We start from the raw sequence: 24,193 nt of genomic DNA on the forward strand, positions 1-24,193 counted from the left end.
TGTCGTCGTGGTCTCATCACACCGCCAGCCGATTGGCGCGACGTTCGGCAATTCGCTGCAGCCAGACCAGACAGCCAATCGCGGCCATGTAGAGCGCGCAGGCGACCAGAATCGGTGGCAGAGGTTCGTAGGTGACGGCCGAGATGCGATTGGTGACCCGGGTCAGGTCGACGATCCCGATCACCGCGATCGCCGGGCTGCCCTTGATCAGAAACGACATCTCGTTGATCAACCCGGGGAGGCTGGTGATCATCATCTGCGGCAGCATGATGCGGCGGAACGTGACCCACGGCGTCATGCCGGCGGCCATGGCCGCCTCGCGCTGATCGCGGGAGAAGTTGCGAAAGGCGCTACGCCAGATTTCGGCGTTGAACGCCGTGGTGTTGAGCGTCAACGCCAGGATGCCGGCCACGTTGCGGTCGAGATTGATGCCGAAGGTCGGGGCGCTGAGAAAGATGAACAGCGCCAGCGTGACCAGCGGCGTGGCGCGCGCCAGGCTGATGTAGAGCACCAGGATCTGGTCGACGACGGGAATGCGGGCGAGGCGGATCAGGGCCAGCATCAGGCCGGCCGTCACCCCGATGACGATGGAGACGCCGGAAATCCAGACGGTCGTCCAGGCGCCTTCCATCAGCATGTGCCAGGCACTGGCATTCATGGGCGGCTCCCGAGGGCTTGAGAACGGGGGAGGCGCCGCGCGAACCCGCGGCGCCAAGGATGTTACGTGTCAGGCGCTGTGACGTGTCAGGCGATGCGGTATGTCGTGCGACCTGACGATCGGGCCACCTGGATCAGTCGTCCAGCCCCGCCAGCTCGTGGAACTGCTCGACGCTCTTTAGCGGCTCGTCGGGGAGGTCGGGGAAGCTCTCGCCAAACCATTTCTCCTGCAGTTCGGCCAGACGGCCGGTCTCCTTCATGTGATCCAGGAACTTCGTCATGTAGGCGAGCAGTTCCGGGCTCGACTTGGGGATCGGCCAGGAAACGTAGCCGGCACCGGAAACCGCCGGGCCCTTGGCAAAGACGTCCGGCTTGGAGGCCACCAGCGTGTTGACCGGCACCGCCGAATCAATCACGAAATCGAGACGGCCGTTGGCCAGGTCGGCGAAGGCTTCGGGGTAGGATTCGTACTGCACTACCTCACCCAGCTCGCCGCCGTCGTCCTCGAGCATCTTCTTCAGCTCCGGCAGCCGCGATAGCAGCACGCTGCCCGCCTGAACGCCCACTTTCTTGCCGCTGAGGTCGTCGACATCGCTGATGCTGTCGTCGTCGGCGCGCTTGATCGCGAAGTGCTGGGCGGAGGCATAGGGCGGGGTGTAGTTGAATACCCGAAGGCGTTCATCGGAGACCGACGCGCCGGTCAGCGCCATGTCGTACTGGCCGGTGGAGACGGCCGCCAGCAGGCCGGTCCAGGGCAGAATGTCCTGCTTGACGTCGAAGTCAGCGTAGTTGCGCAGCTCCTCGAGCATGTCGGTGTTGAAACCCTTGGCGTTGCCATCCTCGATGAAGTTGAACGGCGCGTAGTTGTCCTCCGTCGCCACGCTCAGATAGCCGCGGCTTTCGATTTCCGGCAGGTCGGCGGCGAAGGCCGTCAGCGACAGGGTCGACAGAGAAAGTGCCATCAGCGTGCCGGCCATGGCCTTGGCAGCGAGACGTGGCAGCGGGAATCTGGCGGTGGGTTTGCGGTTCGGGAAGCGCATCATGAAGTACACCCTCTCATTGTTGTTGGTGTCGGTGATTGATCGTGATGATTGGTCGTGACGATTGCGTACCGATGATCCCACCCTAAAGAATCCGGGAGCGGTTGCTGTAGAGCCAGTTGATGAGCATCGGCTGGCCAGACCGGCGTTGCCGCCGGCAAATCAGGCGAGCGCTTTCAGCGCCGTGATCAGCGCATTGAAGGAATCGCCGGCGAGGCCGATCCCCACCAGTTGGCTGGCACCCGGGCGTGGCGCAGAGAGCGTCCATTCGGCTCTCCCGCCGCTCCACTGGAACACGTAGTGCCGGCCGTCGGCCTGAAGGAAGCCCTTGGCTCGCGCCAGGCCATCGGCATGCTCGGTGAGCAGAGACTCCAGCGTTTGCCGTGACAGCGAGGAGGGAAGCGCGATCGCGAAGCGCTGCCAGTCGGGGTCGCGATCATCGGCGGTGGGGCGAAATGTCGGCGGTCGCACGGGCGCGGGTTTCGGTGGCCTCTCGGCGCTGGAATCCACGCTGGCATCGGCGTGGGCGACCTGGGCATGGAGGTTGAGCGACTGCAGCCGACGCATTAGCCCTTCGCGTTCGGCATCGTCGAGATCGTCGCCGCGATTGAGCGAGAGCGTGTCGGCGCTGGCAATTTGGTCGGCCACCAGCTCGCCGACGCGACTGTCACCGAGGCGCTGCGCGAGACTGGCCAGATCGACCAGGGTGACGATGCGAGCCAGGCGGAAGCGGCGTGCCACGCGGATCATGTCGGCGATGCGGCGAGGCCGGGCCACGCCGCTGGTTTCGATGATCAGCGCCGCTGGCGGCTCCGGCCAGCGGCCAATGCGCGACAGCTGGGTGCCCAGCTCGTCGCTCAGCGAGCAGCACAGGCAGCCGCTGCTGAGCTTGAGCAGGCGCTCTCCGGCGTAGTCGATCAGCTCGGCATCGACATTGATGGTGCCGAAGTCATTGACCAGCACCAGCGTGCCCGGTGCCACGCCGTCGCGCAGGTAGGCGTTGAGCCAGGTGGTCTTGCCGGCGCCTAGATAGCCGGCCACCAGTATGACCGGGATCGGTCCGGCGTCGGGTTCAGACATTGTCGAAGACGCGACCACCGACGACCGTCGCGGCGACGCCGATCGAGGCCAGCCGCGCCAGCGGCACCTCGCGCGGGTCCTCGTCGAGCACCGCCATGTCGGCGAACTTGCCCACCTCCAGGCTGCCGACGCGGTCGTCCAGCTTGAGGGTGTAGGCCGCGTCCAGCGTGATCAGGCGCAGCGCGCGTTCCACGCTCAGCGCCTCGTTGGGCCCCAGCACTTCGCCGCTGGCGGTCTGACGGGCGACGGCGCACCACGCCGTGAACAGCGGCGCCAGCGGCGTGACCGGGGCATCGCAGTGGGCGGCGATGGGGATGCCCAGGCGATCTGCCGAGGCCAGCGGTTCGAGACGCTGGCAGCGCTCGAAACCCAGCGTGCGCGAGCGGTGAATGTCGCCCCAGTAGTAGAGATGATTGGCGAACATGTTGAGACACACCCCCAGCCGCGCCGCGCGTTTCAGCTGGGCGTGGCCGATGATCTGACAGTGCTGCAGGGTGTGGCGATGATCGGCTCGCGGCCACAGCTCCAGCGCCGATTCGATGGCGTCCAGCATCAGCTCGACGGCCTCGTCGCCGTTGGTGTGGATATGCAGCTGCAGCCCGGCCTGATGATAGCGCTGCACGATCTCGGTGAGGTATTCCGGCTCGGCATTCCACATGCCGTTGGGCGAGCCGTCGTGATAGCCCGGCCATTTGAGGCGCGCGGTGTAGCCCTGGATCGAGCCGTCGGTCATCAGCTTGACCAGACCGAAATGTAGTTTGTCGCTGCCCAGCTCGCGGCAATTCAATACCCGGTCGATGCCGGCTTCCGGCGTGTAGGTCAACGCGCTCATCGCCGGCGCCAGGCGCATCGGAACGTCGTCCCGGTTACAGGTGCGCTGCATGCTCCCGATGCCTTCGTCGCTCAGCGGGTTGTAGAGGTCGGTCAGGGTGGTCACCCCGTGACGCTGGCCGATGCGCGCGTAGCGCTCGAGTGTCGCTTCCTCGCTGCCGCGATCGAAGAGGTCGAGGTCGAGCGTGTCGAAGATCGCGAACATCGCTGCCATTTCGCGCAGCTCGCCGTTGGGGCGGCCGTCGTCGAAGGTCACCACGCCCTCGATATCGGCGTGAGACTCGAGTCCGGAAAGGCGCAGCATGGCGCTGTTGACGGTCATCATGTGCAGGTTGGCATGGATGACGACGATCGGCCGTTCGGCGTCGACGGCGTCGAGGTCGTTGCGATCCAGGCGGCGATCCGGGAAGTAGATCGGATCGAAGCCCCAGGCGATCAGCGGGGTTTCCGACGGGAGCTTGCCAACCTGTTCGCCAAGATGGCGCTGTAGCGCGGCGATGTCGGTCAGCCCTGGCCAGGTACGGCCGTCGGGGTCCTGTCGGGGAAAGAAGCCAGCGTAGGGATACTCCCACAGCACGCCTTCGAGCGCGTGGCTGTGGCCCTCGACGAAGCCGGGCAGAATGACCTTGTCGGCGAAGCGCTCGTCGAGTTCGTAGTCACCCAGATCCGTCAGCGTTTCCAGCGAGCCGACCCCCAGAATCCGGCCATCGAGCACCGCGATATGGGTGGCTTCCGGCTGCGAAGGGTTCATGGTCACAATGCGCCGGGCGGCAAAGATACGATGGCTCATGAGGGATTGGGCTCCTGAATCGGTGCGGTGCGGTTGCCCCGGCTGCGCTGCCATTTGAGCAGCAGCGGAATGCAGAACAGCATCAGTATCACGTAGCCGCCGAAGATCGCCAGATAGCTCCAGGCGCCGAGTGAGGGCGCAATCGGGGCGACGAAGAACAGCGTGGGAATATTGACCACGATGATCGCGATGTTGAAGAACGCCAGTTCCTTGGGCACCGAGGTGCTGAAGTCGGCATCCAGCATGCGCAGCAACAAAAGCCCAGTGCCGGTGGAGCCACAGCAGCAGCCGAAGGCGGTGACGGCGCGTTCCGGACCCAACCGACCGCTGAGCCGACCGATCGCCATCGCGCCCAGGAAGGTCACCAGCGTCACCGCGATCGCGATGAGCAGAATCGGCACCAGCAGGGCGGAGAGCACGGCGATCTGGATGCTCATCAGGGTGGCGACGACCATGAAGTCCACCGACCCGCTGGTGATGCGCTTGAGCGTGTCGTCGTCGACCTTGTGGGTCCAGCCAAAGCGGTCGATCGCCATGCGCATCAGCACGCAGACCGTCAGGCCGTGGATGAAGAACAGGTTGTAGCTGAAGAACACCGATAGCACCTGACTGCCTGCCACCAGCGGCTGCATTGCGCTCAGCCATACATAGGTAATGACATACGCCACGCCCAGCAGGCCCAGATGCCAGGCCAGCGAGTCGACGGTGCCGGAGTGCGAGACCTGCTTGCCGGCCGAAGGCTGGGTCTCGGGCGTGTGAAAGCCGCGAACGAAATCGTCGTCGAGTGTCGAATTGCGGTTGGCGTTGAGCCCCCGCTTGAGAAAGTAGCGTGCGGCCGGCACGCCGACGACGAAAGCGGCCACGAAGCCCAGCGACGCGAAGATCACGCCGACCTGCGCGGCGTTGGCGATGCCGTAATCGTTCTCCCAGATCGTGCCGTAGGTCAGTGCTTGGCCCGGCCCCTGGGTAAATCCATGGGTGACGATGGCGCCGAGCAGCGGGCTGAGATCGCTGCCAGTGACGAGGTCGTAGCCCGCCATCAGGCCGTAGCCGATCACCGCCTGAGCGCCGAGACTGGCGGTCCAGATCAGGGTCAACCACAGCCCGCCACCGACGATACCCTGACGCTGTTCACCCGCGGCCGGCTTGGGGCTACCGGTCAGACACAGCGACATGAAGCTCAGGGTGAAGAAGTGGAAGGCCAGCGCGGTGAAATCCGAAGGGCCATAGCCGGGAATCAGCCCCGCAGAGAGCCCGACGAAACCGATGATGCCCGCCACGATACTGCCGGGAATCAGGCTGGCACGCAGCCAGGGGAGGCGGCTTCGCAGCAGGCTGCCGACAACCAGCAGGGCGGCGATCAGCGCAAAGGCGATGACGCCATGGAAAGTGCTGCCCATGATGTAGTCCTCGTGATTGACGTTGTTATGGTCGGGTCATGCGAAATCGTCGAGTCATACTAAAGTTCGGGTGCGTGGCACTACAGGACAGATTTCCGATCTCGTCGAGACAGGCCTTGAGGCCGATTTTTCGGGACCTTGCCACAGACACAGACTCAGGTCTCGAACTGCGGCACCGAGAATAGCGTAGCGAGTCGGTGAAGTGGCTGGTCGACGAAAAAGGAACTGGCGCAAATCTTGCAGCGTATGGAGTTCAGCCACGGGGCGGGACTCGGCATGCTCGATCACTACTTTCATCTCGATTTCGATATTCAGCGTGGCCTGCAGGAACAGCTGCGCGAGGCGCTGCTGGATGCCATTCATACCGGAACGATTCCCGCCGAGGAGGCGCTGCCCTCGTGCCGCAAGCTGTCGCTGCAGCTGGGGATTTCGCGCAATACGGTGGCACTGGTCTACGAAGGGCTGGTGGAAGATGGCTATCTGATCAGCCGGCCGCGCAGCGGTTACTACCTGCACGATGCCTATCAGGAATCCGGCGCCTGCCACGAGTCCGATGCCCTCGAATCGGGCCGAAGAATGGGCGACGAAGTCGTGGATGCACCAAGCTGGGGCGGCCGGTTCACCCATCGGCCCAGCCATCTGCAGGGCGTCCTGCGCCCCGGCAACTGGATGAACTACGAATTTCCCTTCGTTTACGGCCAGCTCGATACCCGGCTGTTTCCCCTGGAGCAGTGGCGCGAGACATCGCGACGGCTGCTGGGCGGACGGCGCGAGCGCCATTGGCTGAGCGATCGCTACGATCAGGACGATCCGATGCTGGTCGAGCAGCTGCGAACCCGAGTGCTGCCCAAGCGCGGCATCCATGCGCGCAGCGACGAGATCCTGATCACCCTCGGCTCCCAGAACGCGCTGTTTCTGATCGCCCAGCTGCTGTTCGATGCGCGGACGCGGGTGGCGATGGAGAACCCCGGCTATCGCGAAGCCGCCAACGTCTTCCTGCGCCAGGGGGCTCAGCTCAGTTATCAGCCGATCGACGGCGAGGGCATGTGCCTGGACGCCGCGGCCGCGAAGAGCGATTACCTTTACGTGACGCCCAGCCATCAGGGACCCACCGGGGTGACCATGAGTCGGCGGCGGCGCGAGGCGTTGATCGAGCAGATCCAGCGTCGCGATCAGATTGTGCTGGAGGACGACTACGATGCCGAAGTCAATTTCGATCGCCACGCCCAGCCGGCATTGAAGGCGAGCAGGGCCGGCTCCCGTGTGATCTACATGAGCAGTCTGTCGAAGCCGCTATCGCCGGGCCTGCGGCTGGGCTACGTGGTGGCCGACGCCGAACTGATCGAGGAGCTTCGCGCCCTGCGCCGGCTGATGTATCGCCACCCGCCGACCGGGCTACAGCAGCAGCTGGCGCAGTTTCTGTCCCAGGGGCATTACGACCGTTATCTCAGGCTGTTCGCCGACGAGATGCGTCATCGCTGGGAGATCATGGATGCCGCCATCGGGCAGGATCTACCCGCCTGCCGTCGAGTCGGCGGCGACCATGCCAGCGTGTTCTGGCTGGAAGCCCCCCAGTCGGTCGATACCCAACGGCTGGCGTGGCAGGCCGCGCAGCATGGGGTGCTGATCGAGCCCGGTTTCCAGCACTTCTTCGATCAGGCCCCGCCGCGTAACTTCATGCGCCTGGGGTTCGGCGCCATCGATGCCGAGCACATCGCGCCGGGCATCAGCCGATTGGCCCGCGCTTTCGGTTAGGCAAGCCTCTTGCGCGCATTCAAACGCCTGCGTTCATCCAGATGACGGCGACCGGCATGTCGCCGGTCGCGTGTCTGTGTCTGGTCTTATGAGACCGATCAGCCAGCCGCAAACTCGCCCAGCACCTGATCGAGAATGCCCAGACCCTCGGCGACTTCCGCTTCGCTGACGATGCACGGCGGTACGACGTGGATCCGATTCTCGACCACGAACGGCAGCAGGCCCTTGGCGATCAGCGCGTTCTTGATCACCCCCATCTCCTTGGCCGGTAGCGGCGTGCGGGTGTGGCGATCGCTGACCAGCTCGAGGGCGTGGAAGACACCGAGGCCGCGGGTTTCGCCGACGATGGCGTGATCCTTCACGAGTTGCTGGAGCCCGGCGGCCAGCGAGCCGTTGCCGACACGGTCGGCATTTTCCACGATGCCTTCGTCGCTCATGGCATCCAGCGTGGCGACGATCGAAGCCATCGCCAGCGGATGGCCCGAATAGGTCAGGCCGCCGAAGAACATGTGATCGTCGAAATGGCGGCAGATCGCGTCGGAAATGATCACCCCGCCAGCCGGCACGTAGCCGGAATTGACGCCCTTGGCGAACACGATCAGATCCGGCTTGGCGCCGAAATGCTCGAGGGCGAACCAGCGTCCGGTGCGGCCGAAGCCGGCCATGACCTCATCGAAGATCACCAGAATGCCGTATTGATCGGCGAGCTTACGCACGCCTTCGAGATAGCCCTTGGGCGGAATCAGCACGCCGGCGGTGCCGGGAATCGACTCCAGCAGGATCGCGGCGATGGCGGTCGGCCCCTCGCACTCGATCACTCGTTTGAGATGCTGCAGCGCTCGCTGGCACTCCTCTTCTTCGTTGCCGGCCCAGAAGTCGCTGCGGTAGAGGAACGGGTTGAAGAAGTGAGCGTGTCCGCGGGCGAATTCGTTAGGAACGCGGCGTGGATCGCCGGTAGCGACGATCGCCGCGCCGGTATTGCCATGATAGGAGCGATAGGCAGACAGGATCTTGTCGCGGCCGGTGACGCTGCGCGCCATGCGCATGGCGTTCTCGTTGGCATCCGCGCCGGCGTTGGTGAAGAACACCTTGCCGAAGCCGGATGGCGCGCGTTCGAGAATGCGCCTGGCCGCTTCCCCGCGGGCCAGGTTGGCGTGCGCCGGGGCGACGGTGGTCAACGTCTCGGCCTGGGCCTGGATGGCGGCGATCACTTTGGGATGCTGGTGACCGATGTTGGTATTGACCAGCTGGCTGCTGAAATCCAGATACTCCTTGCCGGCATAATCCCATAGCCGGCAACCCTTGCCCCCCGCAATCACCATCGGCGACAGATTGCCCTGCGTCGACCACGAGTGGAACACGTGCTGGCGATCGAGCTGGTGGACGTACTCATTGGACACGTCTTTGCGGGTGATGGTGTCGGTCATGGCGGAGTTCCTGCTGTTGAGGGTGGCTGACTAATATCCGGTTGCCGAAGCGTGTCGGGTTGCTGGCGTAGGTCGACGGCTAGACGACGAGCAGATCAGGAGAAAAAGGGCCGACGCCTCCGGTCGAACGCGACAGCTCTGGCGATGATTTCGATATCCTGATTCAAGACTAGGGGGCGAGGATCGAATCGCGTAGAGCCAGAATTCAGCGGCGGTCGTGACAGTCGCGTGCTGAGTCGCTCACCAGGCTATGTCGTAAGGGCGGCGCGGCGATGTCCCGCTGCGGGGAGGAAACTGGCTCTACCCCGGCGCCGGGTGGCTGGTTAGGGTTACGGCTCGCGGCGTGAAGCGCCGTGGACGCTCGAAACCCACAGGCCAGCGGAGGAGTCAGCAGTATGATGTCATCGGTGCCCCAGCTGTGGCCGGCCATCGGTCTGGCGTGCTTTGCCGGACTGGTCAGGGGATACTGCGGGTTCGGCTTTGCCATGCTGCTGGCTCTGGGGCTGACGTTGTTTTTGCCGCCGATCGAAGCCGTGCCGTTGGCGTTGCTGCTGGATTTGGTCACCAGTGCCGGGCTGTGGCGCCGCGCCGTTCGGCTGGCCGACTGGCGACGCCTTCAACGGCTACTTTGTGGCATGGTAGTGGCGACCGGGGTCGGCGTGAGCCTGATTGCGACGCTGCCGGCCGCGCCGATGCGGATTGCGGTCGCCCTGCTGGCGCTGGCCGGTGCGTCGGCCCTGCTGCTGCGGCGTGAACCACGCCCGGACATGGGCGAGATCGAATCGGGCCCGACCGGACGCGAAGCGAAGGGAGGCGGCTGGCCGAGCGTGATGGCCGGCGGCGTTTCCGGGCTGTGCATGACGTTGGCCTCGTCCGGCGGGCCACCGTTGATGCTCTACCTGCTGCATCAGCGCCTGCCGCCGGTGGGCTTGCGAGCCACGGCGATCCTGTTCTTCGCCGCCAGCAGCAGTGCGTCGCTGGTCGGATTGGGCCTGGCCGGCGAGTTGAGCCGTGAAACGCTGGCACGGGCTGCATGGCTCCTGATACCGGCACTGATCGGCAATCTGCTGGGGCAATGGGTGTTCGAGCGCTCGAAGCCACGCTCGATGAAAGTGACCGTGGCGCCGCTGCTGATAGCGCTATCGGTCTGGGTGCTGGTTCGGGAAGCGCTTGCTCGTTGAAGGCGCCCGGAATCAACGCCGCCGATAAATGACGGGTGCGGATAAGCACCCGTTCCATCGAAGTCTGACGAGGAGAATATCGTGAACGATGTCGTTTTCATTACCGGGGCCACCTCCGGATTCGGTCGCGCCGCTGCCCATCGGTTTGCTCGTGCCGGCTGGTCGCTGGTGCTGTCCGGGCGTCGCGGCGAGCGGCTCGATGCGCTCAAGGCCGAGCTGTCCGACAAGGTAGACGTGCACACCGTGGTGCTGGACGTGCGCGACGACGAGGCCGTGCAGCGGGCTGTCGATGCGCTGCCGGAAGCGTTCAAGCGCGTGCGTACGCTGATCAACAACGCGGGGCTGGCGCTGGCGCCGCAGCCGGCACAGAAGGTGGCGCTGAAGGACTGGCATACGATGATCGATACCAACGTCACCGGGTTGGTCAACGTCACCCATGCGCTGCTGCCGACGCTGATCGAAGTCGGTGAAGGGGCGACGATCGTCAACGTCGGTTCCATCGCCGGCCAGTGGCCCTATCCGGGCAGCCATGTCTACGGCGCGTCCAAGGCGTTCGTCCAGCAGTTCAGCTACAACCTGCGCTGTGATCTGCAAGGGACCGGCGTGCGGGTGACCGATCTGGCACCGGGCATGGCCGAGACCGAGTTCACCCTGGTGCGCACCGGCGGCGATCAGACGGCTTCCGACAAGCTGTATAACGGCACCACCGCACTGACCGCCGAGGATATCGCCGAGCAGATGTTCTATATCTCGACCTTGCCGGCGCACATCAACTTCAATCGTCTGGAAGTGATGCCGACGCGTCAGGCCTGGGCGGCTTTCGCGGTCGATCGCGACGACTGATGGTGGTCCGGGAGCCGGCGCGGTAACGTGCCGGAGAGCGGGCCGGCGAGCGTGCCGGCGAGAGGACATACGCAAGAGGCCCGAGTCTGTCATTGACAGGCTCGGGCCTCTTTTTTAGGCGCTTATTCCAAACGCTCTGGCATCACGGCTGGCCAGATGCCAGGCGATGAAGCTAGACACTGGGGTTCTGCTCGATGCCCTGAACGTACCAGGGAGAGCCATCGCGCAGCGCGCGCTTCAGATGCCAGGTCTCGTTGAACTCGGTCTCTTCACCGTTCTCCTCGAGCACGCCATGGAACAGTACGGTCGCTTCGGCTTCGTCCTTGATCTCCTGCACGCTGCCCAGTTCCGCGAACAGACGCACGATCTCGGTGCGGTTGTTGGCCGGCTGCGCCATGCGCTCCGCCTTCAGCAGATTGTAGAGCTCGGGGGTCACATACTCCTGGATCTGGCTCAGGTCGTTGTTGTCCCAGGCGCGCTGCAGGGTAGTGAAATGCTCCTTGGCACCGGTCAGGAAGCGTTCGCGGTCGAACCACTGCGGCTCGGTGGCGATGCCGCCGGTGCTCGTTCCGGTGGCGTTGCCGCCCATGAACGCGGACGGCTGCGACCGGGTCTCTAGCGGCTGAGCTTCCTGCGATGCGTCGCGCGGCTGACCGCCGTCGCGATGGCCGGCCGGGGCATGGCGTCGACGCCCCGCAATGAGCCGGAAGGCGATGAATGCCACCAGCGCGATCAGCAGCATGTCCATCATCCGGAAGCCGTCGAAGGCACCGCCGAAGAACAGCGATGCCAGTAGGCCGCCCGCCAGCATGCCGGCCAGCGGCCCGGCGAAGCGCGACAGGCCGGCGCTCGGCTGACGCGGCGGCGCGGCAGCGTTGCTGCGGGTCGTGGTCGGCTGCTGTACCGAGCGCGAGTAGGAGCCGAAGCTCTTGCCGCCGCCCATTCGGCGGGCTTCGGCGTGATCGACCGCGGCACCGAAGCCGAGCAGGCCGACCATCAACATGACGAGCAGATGCCGCATGGCGTTCTCCTGAAAATCATCGTTATCCGGGACGAGTGCCGGCTTCTCGATCGGTATCGATCAGATGCACTCGTTACTGCGAGCATTATTGCAGACCCTCATGAATGGAAGCTGAACGAATCGGCGTGGGACCGGATTCTTTAGTCGGGGTCGTTCAACCTCGGCCATTCAACCTCGGCCATTCAGTCACGGCTGTTTAGTCACGGCTGTTCAGTCACGGTCCTGCTCGCGCCGACGGAAGACGGGTTTGCCCGGTTTCGATTGGTCCGGCGCGTAGCGATATCCGGCGACGTCGAACCCGGTCAGTGCCGCGGGCTTGTCGATCCGTTCACGGATCAGCCAGGCCGCCATCAGCCCGCGGGCCTTCTTGGCATAGAAGCTGATAATCTTGAACTGGCCGTTCTTCTCGTCCTGGAATACCGGGGAGACGACTTCGGCCTCGAGCGTCTTGAAGTCGATCGCCTTGCTGTACTCGTTGGAGGCGAGATTGACCAGCGTCGAACTGCCGCTGGCGGCCACCGCCTTGTCCAGATCCTGGGTCAAGCGATCCTGCCAGTAGGCATACAGGTCCTTGCCGGCGGCATTCTCCAGACGGATCCCCATTTCCAGCCGGTAGGGCTGGATCAGATCCAGCGGTCGCAGCATGCCGTAGAGCCCGGACAGGATCCGCAGGTGGTCCTGAGCGAAGGCGTTGTCAGCCTTGCCGAAGCTGGCCGCTTCCAGGCCGACGTAGACGTCGCCCTGGAAGGCCTGCGCCGCGGGCTTGGCATTGTCGAGCGAAAACGGCGTCTTCCAGTCGGCATAGCGGGCGGCGTTGAGCCCGGCGAGCTTGTCGCTGATGCCCATCAGTTCCGACAGCTGCTGGGGAGAGTATCCACGCAGGATGTCGATCAGTTCCCGGCTCAGATCGAGATAGTCGGGCTGGGTGACGGCGGATGTCGTCGAGGGTGTCTCGAAGTCCAGCGTCTTGGCCGGAGAGAGGATACTGAGCATGGCGTTGCCTACCGTAGCGTGTGGAAGTCGGGAAACAGGTCTTCGGCGGATATCAGGGGCAGGGGTTGGAGATCCGCCGGTGCACGCCCTCGATCGCTTCCAGCACCTCGTCGGAGAGCTCGAGCGAGTCACTGCCGATATTGGTCTCGAGCTGCTCGAGCGTGGTCGCGCCGATGATGTTGCTGGTGACGAACGGCCGCGACGTGACGTAGGCCAGCGCCATCTGAGCCGGATCGAGGCCGTGCTCGCGGGCGATGTCGACGTACGCCTGGGTCGCCTCGTTCGCCAGTTCGGAGGTGTAGCGGGAGAAGCGTTCGAACAGCGTCAGCCTGCCCTTGGCTGGCTTCTGGCCGTCGAGATACTTGCCCGAGAGCACGCCGAACGCCAGCGGAGAGTAGGCCAGCAGGCCGACGGACTCGCGATGAGCGATTTCGGACAGGCCGATCTCGAAGCTGCGGTTGAGCAGATTGTATGGATTCTGGACGCTGGCGACCCGCGGCAGGCCTTGGGTTTCGGCCAGATGCAGGCAGCGCATGACGCCCCAGGGGGTGTCGTTGGAAAGCCCCACGGCGCGGATCTTGCCGGCATCCATGGCCTCTTTCAGCGCGCCCAGGGTCTCTTCCAGCGGTGTGGCATCGCTGTCGTCGCCGGGCAGATAGCCCAGCTGGCCGAAGCAGTTGACGTGCCGGTCCGGCCAGTGGAGCTGATAGAGATCGAGATAGTCGGTCTGCAGGCGCTTCAGACTCGCGTCCAGTGCCTGGTGGATCTGCTCGCGGGTATGGCGCGGGCCACCACGCAGATGCTCCATGCCCCGGCCGGCCCCTGCTGCCTTGCTGGCGATGATCAGATCGTCGCGCTTGCCACGTTTCTGTAGCCAGCTGCCGATATAGGCTTCGGTGCGTCCCTGAGTCTCGGGCTTCGGCGGCACCGGGTACATCTCGGCAGCGTCGATGAAATTGATGTCGGCGGCGATGGCGCGGTCGAGTTGCTCATGGGCTTCGGCTTCGGTGTTCTGCTCGCCGAAGGTCATCGTGCCGAGGCACAGGCGCGAGACCTGCATGTCGGTGTTGCCGAGAGGGCGTCGCTGCATGTTGCGCTCCAGAGGGTAAAAACGCCGGGTCGAGAGGAACCGGACCGTGACGAAAAAGGCGGTGAAAATCGTATGTTACTGGCGCCGCTGTGAGGCGGCAAACCCGGCCCGGGCGTCAGGGGTTGAGTCGCTGCCCGGGCAGGCGTATTCTTGCGGCCTTTCGCCGCTCGGCCCCGGTCGAGCGCGCCTGTGTAAAGTCGATTCCGACGCGCCATAGATTGTAAGAAGCGGCACGCTGTCCAGGCAGCGTGCGCTCATAGAGAACAAGAGGCGTCCAGATCGACACGGTAGTTCGGACCGTTAACGGATCCCAGTCTCCAGGGTCACTGTCAGTTATGCCACAGACGTTTTCTTTCTTTACGCGCTTCGAGTTTCAGCTGGCCACGCAGCTTAGCCATACGCGCTGGATGACGGGCTCGCCGGGCAAGCAGCGCTTCATGCTGCGCTGGTTCAAGCGTTGCGCCGACGCCGGTCACGTACCGGCGCGTTCGCTCTACGGTCGCGTCCTGATGCATCGCGGGATCTCGCCGAGGGACAAGTCGACCGGTGCTCGCTATGTGCTGCAGGCGGCCCAGCAGGGCGATAGTCACGCTCAGTATCAGGCCGGACGCATCTATGAGCTGGGCTGCTCGCAGTATCAGCCCAACGTGCATCACGCAGTGACATGGTATGCGCGGTCCGGCGAGAATGGCCATCTCCAGGCGGCGCAGCGGCTGGCCGATGCGTATCGCCGCGGTGAGCTGGGCTTGCCCCATGACCCTGCGCGCGCGGACGAGTGGCAACGCTGGGCGCTCAATCTCGCCGCAGACGGACCCAACGGCGAGACGCCTGCCGCGCTCGCCACGCACTGACCGCCCGCAACCGTCGGAGCACTCCGCTTGCATCCCGTCACCCTCCGGTGGCGGGATGAAGTCACGCCCCAACGCTGTCATGATGATGCCTCATCGGCGTCGCAAGATGAGACGGCATCATGGAGAGGGAGCCCGCAACGTGTTGCTGCCCACCCTGCTAGACATCGAAGCTTCCGGTTTTGGCCGTGGCAGTTATCCCATCGAGATCGGCCTGGCCCGGCCCGATGGGAGCCGCTGCGCGTTTCTGATTCAACCCGGCGAAGAGTGGACGCACTGGGATCCCAAGGCAGAGCTGCTGCATGGTATATCCCGATCGCGACTGATGCGTGAAGGCCACCTGCCGATCGAAGTCGCTCGCTGGCTCAACGACGAACTCGCCTCCATCGGCATTGCCTACAGCGATAGCTGGGGCTACGACAATACCTGGCTGTCGCTGCTGTTCGACCAGGCCGGGATGCTGCCGCGATTTCGCCTGGAGGCGTTGCGGCGGTTGCTGAGCGAAGCGCAGACCGAAGGCTGGGCCGCGGCCAAGGAGCGGGTCATCGAAGCCCACGGCATCCGTCGCCACCGGGCCGGCGACGACGCCCGCCTGCTGCAGCTGACCTACAAGGCGACGCTGAATCTCGAATAGCGCCTTTCTCGAATAGCGCCTCCTCGAACGGCCACTCATCGAACAGCGTGCGGGGCGGGCGGAACGGCCCGCGTCGATTGCCGCGCGCCAGGTCGCCCCATGTTCATGCCCCAGGCTCATGAAGGCGCGGCGACGACTCAACCCTTGCCGCTGACGCTCAACAGGATCTTGCCGATATTGGCGTTGTCCGACAGGTGCTGCATCGCGGTTTCCGCTTCCTGCACCGGCCAGGTGCCGGCGATCAACGGTTTGATCTCGCCGCGGCTCAGTCGGGGCCAGACGTGCGCGTACAGCGCATCGAGAATCGCGCCTTTGGCCTTCGCCGAACGAGAGCGCAGGGTCGATCCGATCAGCCGTTGACGCTTCATCAACATCCGGCCCAGATTGACCTGCGCTTCCAGTCCGCCCATCAGGCCGATCAGCACCAGGCGGCCATCGGCGTTCAGAACCGCCAGATCCTGGGCGATATAGTCGCCACCCACCGGATCGAGAATCATGTCTGCACCACCCCAGTCCTTCACCGCGTCGACGAAGCTGCCGTCATGGCGATTCCAGCCGGCGTCCGCGCCCAGCCGATAGCAGGCTTCCAGCTTGTCGGCGCTGCCCGCGGTGACGAAACAGGGGTTGCCGAACGCGCGGCAGAGCTGAATCGCGGCCGTCCCGACGCCGCTGGCGGCGGCGTGCAGCAGTACCCGCTGGCCCGTCTGAACCGCGCCTTCCATGTAGAGGTTGAGCCAGGCAGTCGCGAAGACTTCGGGTAGCGCGGCGGCCTCGCGCAGCCCCAGCTCCTGGGGAATCGGCAGTACCTGCGCTTCGTTGACCACCACCTGCTCGGCGTAGCCGCCGCCGGCGAGCAGGGCGCAGACCCGGTCGCCGTGTCGAAAGCGTTCGACGTCACGGCCGGTCTCGGTAATCGTTCCGCTCACTTCCAGTCCGGGAATCTCGGACTCCCCCGGCGGCGGCGGATAATTGCCGCCGCGCTGCATCAGATCGGCGCGATTGATGCCTGCCCAGGCGACATCGATGCGCACGTCGTTGGCGCCGAGCGGGCCCGGATCCTCGTGGTCGCGCCAGATCAGCCGCTGGTCGTCGATGGCAATGGCTTGCATGCGAAATCCTCCTCCTTGATGGATACGGTGGCGTCGATGAGGTGACGGTCGCGTCACGGGCTCGGTGCTTGTCGAACCGGCGCTGCCGAGAATCGACGCTTTCGGCGACCGTCGCTTTCGCTGACCGTCTCTTTTGAACGGCGCTCGGTTTGAACGTGGCCTTTCGATACGCCGCCGATACTAGACATTGGCACCGTCAAGTTTGGCACTTTCGGCGAGCCGGTCCAGCAGGGTTTCGATATCGCCCTCGGCCAGCAGCGTGCGGCGGGTCGAAACGTCGAGGAAGCCGTGTTCGACCGTGGTGTCGAGGAAGGTCAGCAGCGGCGAGTAGAACTCGGCGACATTGAGCACGCCGAGCGGTTTGGTGTGGAGGTCCAGATAGCGCCAGGTCCAGATCTCGAACAGCTCTTCGAGCGTGCCGATACCGCCGGGCAGGGCGATGAATGCGTCGGCATGTGCCGCCATCGCGGCCTTGCGCTCGTGCATGTTGTCGACCCGGATCAGCCGGCTCAGGCCGTGATGCGAGACTTCGCGCTGCACCAGATGCTCGGGCATTACGCCGATCACTTCACCGCCCTCGGCGAGACAGGCGTTGGCCAGTTTGCCCATCAGACCGTTGCGGGCGCCACCGTAGACCAGGCCCCAGCCGCGCCTGGCAATCGCCGCGCCCAGAGCTTCCGTCGCCTCGGCGAAACGTGGATCGTTGCCTTCGCGTGACCCCAGATAAACACAGATTTGCACGCTGTCACTCCTGAACGAAGAAAGAGGATGGGAACGGTGGCGATCAGGGAATGCTGGCAGCGACGTCGTACTCTGCGTCGAGCCAGCGACCGATGGCGTTGTCGCCGCAGAGATGATGGGCGTACTGCGTATGCAGGCAGCGCACCTGATCCCAGTTGGTGATACCGCCGACGCCGCGTTCACGCATCAATTGCGAGTAACCGCGCTGTTCGACCGCCTCGCGTTGCGCGTCGGTCATGAAATTCCAGCGCTGGCGGACATAATCGGCGTGGCTCTGGTGATAGCTGGCGAGCCATTCGGGCTCCTGTTGCAGCCGAGCTTCCAGCTCCTTGATCACGCCGCTGGCCTCGAGCCGCGACAGCACGACCTTGAGCCGCTCGCAGGAGAGCCAGTAAAGGGTCGGGAAGGGCGCGTCATCGACGATCGGTGCCATTCGCAGCACCAGCGGGCGGCCGAGGCCATCGGTGGCGGCGACTGCCTCCAGGCCTCGGGGCGGGCGACCCAGCTGCTCGGCGATCGTCGCCAGTTGCGCTTCGGTCGGTGCCTGATCGGGATGAATCACCATGGGAAGAATCCCGTATGGCTAGGTCCGGTATGGCTAGGTCCGTTATGGCTTGGGCCAGTATGAATTAGTCCAGCATGACCTCGGTCCAGCATGATTTCAGTCCAGTATGATCTTGTGGGAGCGAGCCACGGCGCGGTAGAAGGCCTGGCTCAGCTGCATCGGCGTGGGCGAATAGAGGTAGTCGCGCAGCAGATGGTCGCGGGCACGCTCGACCAGCACGGTATGCAGCCGATTGAACGGCGCATCATAGTCGTAGGGATCCGGGCCCGGCAAACGCAGGTGCGGATAGTCGGCCAGACGCTCCAGGAAATAGTGCTCCAGCACACGCTCGACCGCACGATGGCGTTCATGATCGTCGGGATCGATCCACAGGTCGAAGTCGATCGACATGCGAGGGTTATCCTCGTCGCGCCAGATCCGCAGTACGAGCTGCGGTCAGGGCGATCAGGTCGGTGGTTGCCAGCGACAGCTCCAGGCCGCGACGACCGCCGCTGACATGGACCGTTTCCAGGTTGATGGCGCTCTCATCGATGAAGGTCGGCAGCGACTTCTTCTGGCCCAGCGGGCTGATGCCGCCGACCAGATAGCCGGTGCTGCGTTCGGCCGTGGCGATCTCGGCCATGCGCGCCTTGCGCGTGCCGGCGGCCTTGGCCAGCGCCTTGAGATCCAGCGAGGCATCGACGGGCACCAGCGCGACCACCAGACGACCATCGTCGAGCTGAGCGAGCAGCGTCTTGAACACACTGGCGGGAGTTAGCGCGAGCGCCCGAGCGGCGTCCAATCCGTAGGATTCCGAGTCATTCTCCAGCTCGTAGCTGGTGACCTGGTGGGCAATGCCGTGGGACTCCAGTAGCCGTATCGCGGGTGTCATGAACCAACTCCTGGGGCCTCGACAGCGGGCGGGAAGCCCGGACATGTTGCCAAGCTGATCACGCGATGGCGACGCCTTTGTCGTCGACGCTGCCATGGCGATGAATGGACGATGTGCCCTGGCCGATCATTATGCAAGACGCGAGACGTGACTGTCGCATGCCGAGTTGCGGGCTCTCTCGATGACCGGCTCGACGATGGCCGGCCCGATGATTGGCTGGCCCGACGATTGCCTGGCCCGAGGATTAATTGGCTTAGTGTCGGTCCGGATCCCGGGCTCGTCACTACACCAGGCGCTGGCCGCGATAGTCCTGCCATGCTTCGGCCAACGGTGCCGCGAGACACTCCCGCAGATGGGCGGGCAGTGAATCGCGCGCCGTCTCGAACGCCTCGAATTCGCGATTGTGCAACCAGCAGTAGGCCCAGGCACAGGCCTCGTCGTCGTCCCGGGGGCGGGGCTTTCCCGGCATCTGCACCAGCAGGAACAACGACGTTCTCGCGGCCCAGCGCGGCGGGGTAGCGTCGCCGCTCCAGTGCGTCAGCGTGGCACCGTCCGGCGTCGATTCGGGCTCCCCCAGCTTGGCGATGCGCGCCGTATCGGCCAGAATCATGGCCAGACGGTCGGGATCGGCCTGTCCCAGCAGGAGCCAGTGCCCGACCAGTTTCGAGTTGCCGGCCAGCACCCGAGCGTAGAAGGGTCGGGGGGAAGCATTGTCCGCAAGGTCAGGCCGCTCGCACATGTTCGTCAATCCATTTCGATGATGAGATCACTATCGTGAACTTCGATTTTGCCACGCGTATCGATCGCCGCCAGCACCCTACCAAGAAGTGGCAGCAGTACGATGAAGATGTCCTGCCGCTGTGGGTCGCCGACATGGACTTCCGCTCGCCACCGGCCGTGCTCGACGCGCTCGAGTCGCGTGTCGAGCACGGCGTGTTCGGCTACGGCGGGGTGCCGGAAAGTTTAAAGCAAGCGCTGAACGACTGGAGCCGACACCATTACGACTGGACGATCGACACCGCGTGGCAGCTGTGGGTGCCCGGTGTGGTTCCGGCGCTCAATCTGGCGGCGATGGCGTTCAGCGAGCCGGGCCAGGGCGTGCTCACCGCGACTCCGATCTATCCGCCGTTTCTGAGCGTGGCCGACAATGTCGGTCGCGAGGCGCAGACATTCGAACTGGCCGAACCCGTGACAGCCGGCGGGCCCTGGCGGCTCGATCTCGAGGCGCTGGAGGCGGCGATCCAGCCCAATACTCGCGTGTTGCTATGGTGCCATCCGCATAACCCTACCGGGCGCGTGTGGAGTGCCGATGAGCTCCAGGGGCTCGCTAGACTGGCGGTGCGTCACGATCTGATCGTCGTTTCCGACGAGCTGCACTGCGATCTGATTCTCGATCCTTCGCAGCCGCACCGTCCGCTGGGCCAGCTGTGCCCCGAGCTGGCGGATCGGCTGATCACGCTATGGGCACCGTCCAAGACGTTCAATATTGCCGGGCTGTCGGCCGCCTGTGCAATCATTGCCGACGATGACCTGCGGCGGCGGTTCCAGATCGCGGCTGCCGGCCTCATGCCCGGCGTCAACGTGCTCGGCTTGAGCGCATCGCTGGCGGCCTATACCGACTGCGAAGCGTGGCGTCAGGCGTTGCTGGGCGAGCTGCGAGACAACCTGGCCATGGTGGAAGCGCATGTTTCGCGCTGGCCGGGCGTCACGATGTCGACACCGGAGGCGACCTATCTGGCATGGCTGGATTTTCGTCACAGCGCGTTGGCCGATTCGCCGCAGCAGCACCTGCTCGAGGAAGCACGGGTAGCGCTCTCCGACGGTGCCGATTTTGGCTGGCCCGGATTCGTCAGGCTCAACTTCGGTATGCCGCGGAGCTGGCTGGAGGAAGCACTGCTACGGCTGGATCGTCTGCTTTCCGATTGAGACCAAGAAGATAGCCGGCGCCGAGAACGTTGGGCGCCGGCTATCGTCGGGCGTGTTCAGTAATCGAGCATGTTCAGTAAAGCATGGCGAACAGTCGGCGGCGGTAGGTGACCGTCAGCGGATGCTCGGCACCCAAGGCGTCGAAAACGCGTAGCAATGTCTTGCGGGCGGCGTCTTCGCCATAGGCGCGGTCGCGTTTCATCACCGTCAGCAGCGCCTCGAGTCCGGTCTCGTACTGGCCGTCGGCGATCTGGCGCATGGCACGCTGATACTGGGCTTCGCTGTCGTCGCGTTCACCCAGCGCATCGATCTCGGCCTGACTCAAGGCTTCCTCGCCGAATTCGATACGCGCTCGCACGCCGCGCGCCTTCGCCGCATCGCGGTGTTCCGGCGGCAGATTATCGAGAATCTGCTTGGCCTCGTCGGTCCGGCCGGCGGCCACTCTTACGCCGGCGAGATCGATCTGGTAATCGTAATGTTCCGGATACTGCTGGATCAGTTCCTGATAGATCGCCTCGGCGGTGTCGGTGTCGCCAGAGGCCAGTGCCGCTTCGGCCATCTCTTCAGGGCTCTGCGACGCTTCGGCCGGCGCCTCGAGATACTTGCCCAGCCATTCACGTATCTGCTTCTCGGGCAGCGCGCCCTGGAACTGGTCGTAGAGCTGGCCCTGGGAAATCAATTTGACGTCCGGCACCGAGCGTACGCCCAACTGCGAGGCGATCTGGGGAAAGGCCTCGGTATCGAGGCGCGCCAGCACGAAGGCCCCGGCATACTCTTTGGCGAGTTTCTCCAGCACCGGTTTCAGCGTCTGGCACGACTCGCTCGAATTGGCCCAGCTCTGCAGCAGCACCGGATGTTGCATCGAACCATCGAGCACGACCTGCTGAAAGTTTTCCAGCGTGACGTCGACGATGACGTCTTCCGCGGCAACGGTGTTGCCGGCGCCATTCTGACGGCTTTCTTCGGGGCCGGTCAGCGGCTGTCCGGTACGTGGATCGACGATAGCCATGTGAAAAACCCTTGATGTTCGATTCGAGATTGATGAGTGTTATGTGGGTCATGAGTCGCCGATTCAACCCCCGACGTTCGACTCACCCTTTGGAATCCGCTATCTCGATGGATTTATCTCGCCTACTCAAGCGCACGCTGGTCTTCGTGCTGGCGCTCTTGCTCTTCATCGTCGTGCTGCTGTTGGGACCTGGCTACATGCTGGCTTCCCAGCAGGTGCCGATGCATGCCGACTGGCAGGGCGCCGATCGTTCTTCGAGTGGATTGGCGCCGGATCCGGGAGAGGCTCGCGAGGCAGTCGTTCAGGTCTATGCGGCGCGCACCTTCGAGTGGCGCGGCGCATTCGGCGTGCATACCTGGATCGCGACCAAGGCCGAGGGTGCCAGCCGCTATCGCGTCTATCAGGTACTGAGCTGGCGTCGGCCCACGGTGGAAACGGGCTATGCGCAGCCGGATCGCCAATGGTACGGCAATCCACCGACGCTGCTGGCGGATATCCGAGGAGACCAGGCGGCGCGGGCGATCGACGGGATCGAGCGTGTGGTGCCCGACTATCCTGATTCTGATCGATACCGGATCTGGCCCGGACCCAACAGCAACACTTTCATCGCCTGGGTAGTGCGGCAGGTGCCCGAACTGTCGGTGGACTTTCCGCCCAACGCGATCGGCAAGGATTATCTCCCCGGACAGCTCGTGGCGCGAACGCCCACCGACACCGGCTACCAGCTATCGCTGGGCGGTCTGTTCGGCGTCATGCTGGCCTGGGACGAGGGCTTCGAGCTGGACCTGCTGGGGCTGACGGTCGGCGTCGACTGGCAGTCGCCGGCGCTCAAGCTGCCCGGTATCGGCCGCGTCGGCATGGCGCAGCCCACCGGCAGTGCCGGAGAGCGCGAAGTCGAGCAGGAGATGCCGTAGCGCCATGTCTCCGCGTTCCGGCTCGCCCTCTTTTGCTAACCATCTCTTGCTCGTCGCGTCATGCCGCTCGTGGTCGCCGGGTCATTCGGTCGCGGCGGCCTGAGGAATCTCGTCGACCCCGGCACGGGCTTCGGCCTCGACGAAGACTCGCTTGACGCTCTCGTTTTTTTGCTTGATCTCGCTATCCAGCTTGGCAATGGTGCTTTCGATCCGCTCGGCGGGCGTGCCGCGGGCGAAACGCACGCTGAGATTGACCAGGATGAAGTTCGGACCCATGTGCATGGTCAGCACCTCATTGACGCCTTCGACACCGTCGGCTTCGGCGGCAAGCTGGCGAATGCTCTCGACGACGTGCGGATTGGCACTCTCGCCGATTAGCAGGCCTTTGGTCTCCATCGCCAGCCAGATTGCAGTACCGCCGAGGATCAGGCCGATGATCACCGAGGCGATACCGTCGAACAGCAGAATGCCCGTCCACTGGGACAACGCCACGCCTGCCAGTGCCACCAGCAGGCCGAGCAGGGCGGCGGAGTCCTCGAAGATGACCACGAACATCGAGGGATCCTTGCCCCGGTGCACGGCCTCTACGTAGCTCCATTTGCCCTTGGTCTTGCGGAATTCATTGAGTGCGAAGGCCCAGGAGGCGCCCTCGAACAGAATGCCCAGGCCGAGCACGATATAGTTGACCAGCGGCGACTCGATCGGCTCGGGGTGGAGAATATGCATCACCCCCTCGTAGAGTGAGACGCCGGAGCCGACCGCAAAGATCAGCAGGGCGACCACGAAGCTCCAGAAATAGACTTCCTTGCCATGACCGAAGGGAAATTGCGGGCTGGGTGGCTGTTTGGCCCGTTTCATCCCGAACAGCAGCAAAACCTGATTGCCGGTGTCTACCACCGAGTGGATGCCTTCGGAAAGCATGGCCGAGCTGCCGGTGATGGTGGCTGCGACGAACTTGCTGATGGCGATGAGCAAGTTGCCGCCCATGGCGGCGTAGATGACTGGTTTGGATTCCGCCATGTCATTGACTCCCTGTCAGATGGTTTGCAGTTCGGTGGGTACGCTGTGATCAGCGACCCGAATCCGGCCAGTCGATGGTGTTTTCACGACCGTCCGGCAGTACCTGCCAGAAGCGGTCGGGGTCGTCACCGGGTTGCCAGCCGCCGAGAGAACAGCGTGCCTCGCAGCCCAATTCACGCGCGGCGTCGCGGGCGCAGTCGGTATCTCGCGGCCACGGCGTGGCATCGCAATCGAACCACAGGCTGGCATAGCGGTCTGCCGCACGCTCGACGAGCATGACGCCGATGGCGCGTTCGGCGCCCGCTGCCCTGCCGCGCCAGATTCCCTTGCCGGCGCGGTCGAGGGTCATCTCGCCATCGCCGAGTGCCTCGCGCAGCCACCGGGTGATGGCGTCGATATCGGCGACCGCCAGGTAGATTTCGATATCAGGAAAACGCTCCATGGGTTC

Annotated in this window: 25 protein-coding genes; 7 read left to right on the top strand and 18 right to left on the bottom strand. The window is 64.3% G+C overall.

Annotated features, from left to right (window positions below):
- Positions 1–16: 16 nt before the first annotated feature.
- The 5 genes from BTW08_RS03080 to BTW08_RS03100 form a co-directional block, all read right to left on the bottom strand.
- The gene (locus BTW08_RS03080) at positions 17–658 is read right to left on the bottom strand and encodes an amino acid ABC transporter permease (protein ID WP_075561052.1); all 642 of its coding nucleotides are present in this window, start codon (positions 656–658) and stop codon (positions 17–19) included.
- Between the two features lie 133 nt (positions 659–791).
- Positions 792–1,700 carry a transporter substrate-binding domain-containing protein gene (locus BTW08_RS03085; RefSeq protein ID WP_246837627.1) on the bottom strand — a complete coding sequence of 303 codons (909 nt, stop codon included), beginning with the start codon at positions 1,698–1,700 and terminating at the stop codon, positions 792–794.
- A 159-nt stretch (positions 1,701–1,859) separates the two neighbouring features.
- Positions 1,860–2,777 (bottom strand): CobW family GTP-binding protein, encoded by a 918-nt coding sequence (locus tag BTW08_RS03090; protein ID WP_075561053.1) that lies wholly within the window; start codon positions 2,775–2,777, stop codon positions 1,860–1,862.
- Positions 2,770–4,398: an amidohydrolase gene (locus tag BTW08_RS03095; RefSeq protein WP_075561054.1), complete on the bottom strand. Its 1,629-nt coding sequence runs from the start codon at positions 4,396–4,398 to the stop codon at positions 2,770–2,772. Before BTW08_RS03095 ends, BTW08_RS03090 begins: the two co-directional genes overlap by 8 nt.
- Complete coding sequence (locus BTW08_RS03100) at positions 4,395–5,798, bottom strand: sodium/glutamate symporter (protein WP_075561055.1); 1,404 nt, start codon at positions 5,796–5,798, stop codon at positions 4,395–4,397. The genes BTW08_RS03095 and BTW08_RS03100 overlap by 4 nt, the downstream gene beginning before the upstream one ends.
- 246 nt (positions 5,799–6,044) lie before the next feature.
- Here BTW08_RS03100 and BTW08_RS03105 point away from each other — a divergent pair, with 246 nt between their 5' ends.
- Positions 6,045–7,553, top strand: coding sequence for a PLP-dependent aminotransferase family protein (locus BTW08_RS03105; RefSeq protein ID WP_246837632.1), 1,509 nt, complete (start codon positions 6,045–6,047; stop codon positions 7,551–7,553).
- Between the two features lie 98 nt (positions 7,554–7,651).
- Here BTW08_RS03105 and BTW08_RS03110 read toward each other — a convergent pair whose 3' ends face one another.
- The gene (locus BTW08_RS03110) at positions 7,652–8,980 is read right to left on the bottom strand and encodes an aspartate aminotransferase family protein (RefSeq protein ID WP_075561056.1); all 1,329 of its coding nucleotides are present in this window, start codon (positions 8,978–8,980) and stop codon (positions 7,652–7,654) included.
- Between the two features lie 395 nt (positions 8,981–9,375).
- On the opposite strand from BTW08_RS03110, the gene BTW08_RS03115 reads away from it, so the two are divergent.
- Both BTW08_RS03115 and BTW08_RS03120 read left to right on the top strand, forming a co-directional pair.
- Positions 9,376–10,161, top strand: a complete 786-nt coding sequence (locus BTW08_RS03115) for a sulfite exporter TauE/SafE family protein (RefSeq protein WP_210403180.1) — start codon at positions 9,376–9,378, stop codon at positions 10,159–10,161.
- Between the two features lie 81 nt (positions 10,162–10,242).
- On the top strand, positions 10,243–11,004 hold the full coding sequence (locus tag BTW08_RS03120) for an SDR family NAD(P)-dependent oxidoreductase (protein WP_075561057.1): 762 nt from the start codon (positions 10,243–10,245) through the stop codon (positions 11,002–11,004).
- Positions 11,005–11,176: 172 nt separating this feature from the next.
- Here the strand turns inward: BTW08_RS03120 and BTW08_RS03125 are convergent, their stop codons facing one another.
- The 3 genes from BTW08_RS03125 to BTW08_RS03135 form a co-directional block, all read right to left on the bottom strand.
- Positions 11,177–12,025: a TIM44-like domain-containing protein gene (locus tag BTW08_RS03125; RefSeq protein WP_075561058.1), complete on the bottom strand. Its 849-nt coding sequence runs from the start codon at positions 12,023–12,025 to the stop codon at positions 11,177–11,179.
- 210 nt (positions 12,026–12,235) lie between these two features.
- Positions 12,236–13,018, bottom strand: coding sequence for a peroxide stress protein YaaA (gene yaaA, locus BTW08_RS03130; protein ID WP_075561059.1), 783 nt, complete (start codon positions 13,016–13,018; stop codon positions 12,236–12,238).
- A 52-nt stretch (positions 13,019–13,070) separates the two neighbouring features.
- On the bottom strand, positions 13,071–14,108 hold the full coding sequence (locus tag BTW08_RS03135; RefSeq protein ID WP_075561060.1) for an NADP(H)-dependent aldo-keto reductase: 1,038 nt from the start codon (positions 14,106–14,108) through the stop codon (positions 13,071–13,073).
- 335 nt (positions 14,109–14,443) lie between these two features.
- Here BTW08_RS03135 and BTW08_RS03140 point away from each other — a divergent pair, with 335 nt between their 5' ends.
- The gene (locus BTW08_RS03140; RefSeq protein WP_075561061.1) at positions 14,444–14,959 is read left to right on the top strand and encodes a tetratricopeptide repeat protein; all 516 of its coding nucleotides are present in this window, start codon (positions 14,444–14,446) and stop codon (positions 14,957–14,959) included.
- Between the two features lie 139 nt (positions 14,960–15,098).
- Complete coding sequence (locus BTW08_RS03145; protein WP_246837629.1) at positions 15,099–15,590, top strand: hypothetical protein; 492 nt, start codon at positions 15,099–15,101, stop codon at positions 15,588–15,590.
- Positions 15,591–15,727: 137 nt separating this feature from the next.
- Here the strand turns inward: BTW08_RS03145 and BTW08_RS03150 are convergent, their stop codons facing one another.
- The 6 genes from BTW08_RS03150 to BTW08_RS03175 all read right to left on the bottom strand — a co-directional run bounded on the left by BTW08_RS03150 (position 15,728) and on the right by BTW08_RS03175 (position 19,615).
- Entirely contained in the window at positions 15,728–16,699 is a 972-nt protein-coding gene (locus BTW08_RS03150) for an NAD(P)H-quinone oxidoreductase (RefSeq protein WP_075561062.1), read from the bottom strand.
- Between the two features lie 180 nt (positions 16,700–16,879).
- The gene (locus BTW08_RS03155; protein WP_075561063.1) at positions 16,880–17,440 is read right to left on the bottom strand and encodes a TIGR00730 family Rossman fold protein; all 561 of its coding nucleotides are present in this window, start codon (positions 17,438–17,440) and stop codon (positions 16,880–16,882) included.
- A gap of 43 nt (positions 17,441–17,483) precedes the next feature.
- Complete coding sequence (locus tag BTW08_RS03160; RefSeq protein WP_075561064.1) at positions 17,484–18,005, bottom strand: DUF501 domain-containing protein; 522 nt, start codon at positions 18,003–18,005, stop codon at positions 17,484–17,486.
- Between the two features lie 96 nt (positions 18,006–18,101).
- Complete coding sequence (locus BTW08_RS03165; protein ID WP_075561065.1) at positions 18,102–18,395, bottom strand: hypothetical protein; 294 nt, start codon at positions 18,393–18,395, stop codon at positions 18,102–18,104.
- Between the two features lie 7 nt (positions 18,396–18,402).
- A complete protein-coding gene (gene ybaK, locus BTW08_RS03170) occupies positions 18,403–18,876 on the bottom strand; it encodes a Cys-tRNA(Pro) deacylase (protein WP_075561066.1) in 474 nt (157 codons plus the stop codon).
- Between the two features lie 283 nt (positions 18,877–19,159).
- On the bottom strand, positions 19,160–19,615 hold the full coding sequence (locus BTW08_RS03175) for a hypothetical protein (RefSeq protein WP_075561067.1): 456 nt from the start codon (positions 19,613–19,615) through the stop codon (positions 19,160–19,162).
- Between the two features lie 35 nt (positions 19,616–19,650).
- Here BTW08_RS03175 and BTW08_RS03180 point away from each other — a divergent pair, with 35 nt between their 5' ends.
- Positions 19,651–20,802: a PatB family C-S lyase gene (locus tag BTW08_RS03180; RefSeq protein ID WP_075561068.1), complete on the top strand. Its 1,152-nt coding sequence runs from the start codon at positions 19,651–19,653 to the stop codon at positions 20,800–20,802.
- 73 nt (positions 20,803–20,875) lie between these two features.
- Here the strand turns inward: BTW08_RS03180 and BTW08_RS03185 are convergent, their stop codons facing one another.
- Complete coding sequence (locus tag BTW08_RS03185; RefSeq protein ID WP_075561069.1) at positions 20,876–21,811, bottom strand: tetratricopeptide repeat protein; 936 nt, start codon at positions 21,809–21,811, stop codon at positions 20,876–20,878.
- Positions 21,812–21,918: 107 nt separating this feature from the next.
- On the opposite strand from BTW08_RS03185, the gene BTW08_RS03190 reads away from it, so the two are divergent.
- Positions 21,919–22,725, top strand: coding sequence for a DUF3750 domain-containing protein (locus BTW08_RS03190; RefSeq protein WP_075561070.1), 807 nt, complete (start codon positions 21,919–21,921; stop codon positions 22,723–22,725).
- 81 nt (positions 22,726–22,806) lie between these two features.
- On the opposite strand, the gene BTW08_RS03195 is transcribed toward BTW08_RS03190, so the two are convergent.
- Together BTW08_RS03195 and BTW08_RS03200 are read right to left on the bottom strand one after the other, a co-directional pair.
- Positions 22,807–23,745 carry a cation diffusion facilitator family transporter gene (locus BTW08_RS03195; RefSeq protein WP_075561071.1) on the bottom strand — a complete coding sequence of 313 codons (939 nt, stop codon included), beginning with the start codon at positions 23,743–23,745 and terminating at the stop codon, positions 22,807–22,809.
- 49 nt (positions 23,746–23,794) lie between these two features.
- Positions 23,795–24,187 (bottom strand): hypothetical protein, encoded by a 393-nt coding sequence (locus tag BTW08_RS03200; RefSeq protein ID WP_075561072.1) that lies wholly within the window; start codon positions 24,185–24,187, stop codon positions 23,795–23,797.
- Positions 24,188–24,193: the final 6 nt, after the last annotated feature.

Source organism: Salinicola sp. MH3R3-1 (genome assembly GCF_001937155.1).
Classification (GTDB): Bacteria; Pseudomonadota; Gammaproteobacteria; order Pseudomonadales; family Halomonadaceae; genus Salinicola; species Salinicola halophyticus.

Bases quoted from the DNA above. Each gene is read 5' to 3' on its own strand.
- BTW08_RS03080 (WP_075561052.1), bottom strand. From the start codon at position 658: ATGAATGCCAGTGCCTGGCACATGCTGATGGAAGGCGCCTGGACGACC.
- BTW08_RS03085 (WP_246837627.1), bottom strand. From the start codon at position 1,700: ATGATGCGCTTCCCGAACCGCAAACCCACCGCCAGATTCCCGCTGCCA.
- BTW08_RS03090 (WP_075561053.1), bottom strand. From the start codon at position 2,777: ATGTCTGAACCCGACGCCGGACCGATCCCGGTCATACTGGTGGCCGGC.
- BTW08_RS03095 (WP_075561054.1), bottom strand. From the start codon at position 4,398: ATGAGCCATCGTATCTTTGCCGCCCGGCGCATTGTGACCATGAACCCT.
- BTW08_RS03100 (WP_075561055.1), bottom strand. From the start codon at position 5,798: ATGGGCAGCACTTTCCATGGCGTCATCGCCTTTGCGCTGATCGCCGCC.
- BTW08_RS03105 (WP_246837632.1), top strand. From the start codon at position 6,045: ATGGAGTTCAGCCACGGGGCGGGACTCGGCATGCTCGATCACTACTTT.
- BTW08_RS03110 (WP_075561056.1), bottom strand. From the start codon at position 8,980: ATGACCGACACCATCACCCGCAAAGACGTGTCCAATGAGTACGTCCAC.
- BTW08_RS03115 (WP_210403180.1), top strand. From the start codon at position 9,376: ATGATGTCATCGGTGCCCCAGCTGTGGCCGGCCATCGGTCTGGCGTGC.
- BTW08_RS03125 (WP_075561058.1), bottom strand. From the start codon at position 12,025: ATGCGGCATCTGCTCGTCATGTTGATGGTCGGCCTGCTCGGCTTCGGT.
- yaaA (WP_075561059.1), bottom strand. From the start codon at position 13,018: ATGCTCAGTATCCTCTCTCCGGCCAAGACGCTGGACTTCGAGACACCC.
- BTW08_RS03135 (WP_075561060.1), bottom strand. From the start codon at position 14,108: ATGCAGCGACGCCCTCTCGGCAACACCGACATGCAGGTCTCGCGCCTG.
- BTW08_RS03140 (WP_075561061.1), top strand. From the start codon at position 14,444: ATGCCACAGACGTTTTCTTTCTTTACGCGCTTCGAGTTTCAGCTGGCC.
- BTW08_RS03150 (WP_075561062.1), bottom strand. From the start codon at position 16,699: ATGCAAGCCATTGCCATCGACGACCAGCGGCTGATCTGGCGCGACCAC.
- BTW08_RS03160 (WP_075561064.1), bottom strand. From the start codon at position 18,005: ATGGTGATTCATCCCGATCAGGCACCGACCGAAGCGCAACTGGCGACG.
- BTW08_RS03165 (WP_075561065.1), bottom strand. From the start codon at position 18,395: ATGTCGATCGACTTCGACCTGTGGATCGATCCCGACGATCATGAACGC.
- ybaK (WP_075561066.1), bottom strand. From the start codon at position 18,876: ATGACACCCGCGATACGGCTACTGGAGTCCCACGGCATTGCCCACCAG.
- BTW08_RS03175 (WP_075561067.1), bottom strand. From the start codon at position 19,615: ATGTGCGAGCGGCCTGACCTTGCGGACAATGCTTCCCCCCGACCCTTC.
- BTW08_RS03185 (WP_075561069.1), bottom strand. From the start codon at position 21,811: ATGGCTATCGTCGATCCACGTACCGGACAGCCGCTGACCGGCCCCGAA.
- BTW08_RS03190 (WP_075561070.1), top strand. From the start codon at position 21,919: ATGGATTTATCTCGCCTACTCAAGCGCACGCTGGTCTTCGTGCTGGCG.
- BTW08_RS03195 (WP_075561071.1), bottom strand. From the start codon at position 23,745: ATGGCGGAATCCAAACCAGTCATCTACGCCGCCATGGGCGGCAACTTG.
- BTW08_RS03200 (WP_075561072.1), bottom strand. From the start codon at position 24,187: ATGGAGCGTTTTCCTGATATCGAAATCTACCTGGCGGTCGCCGATATC.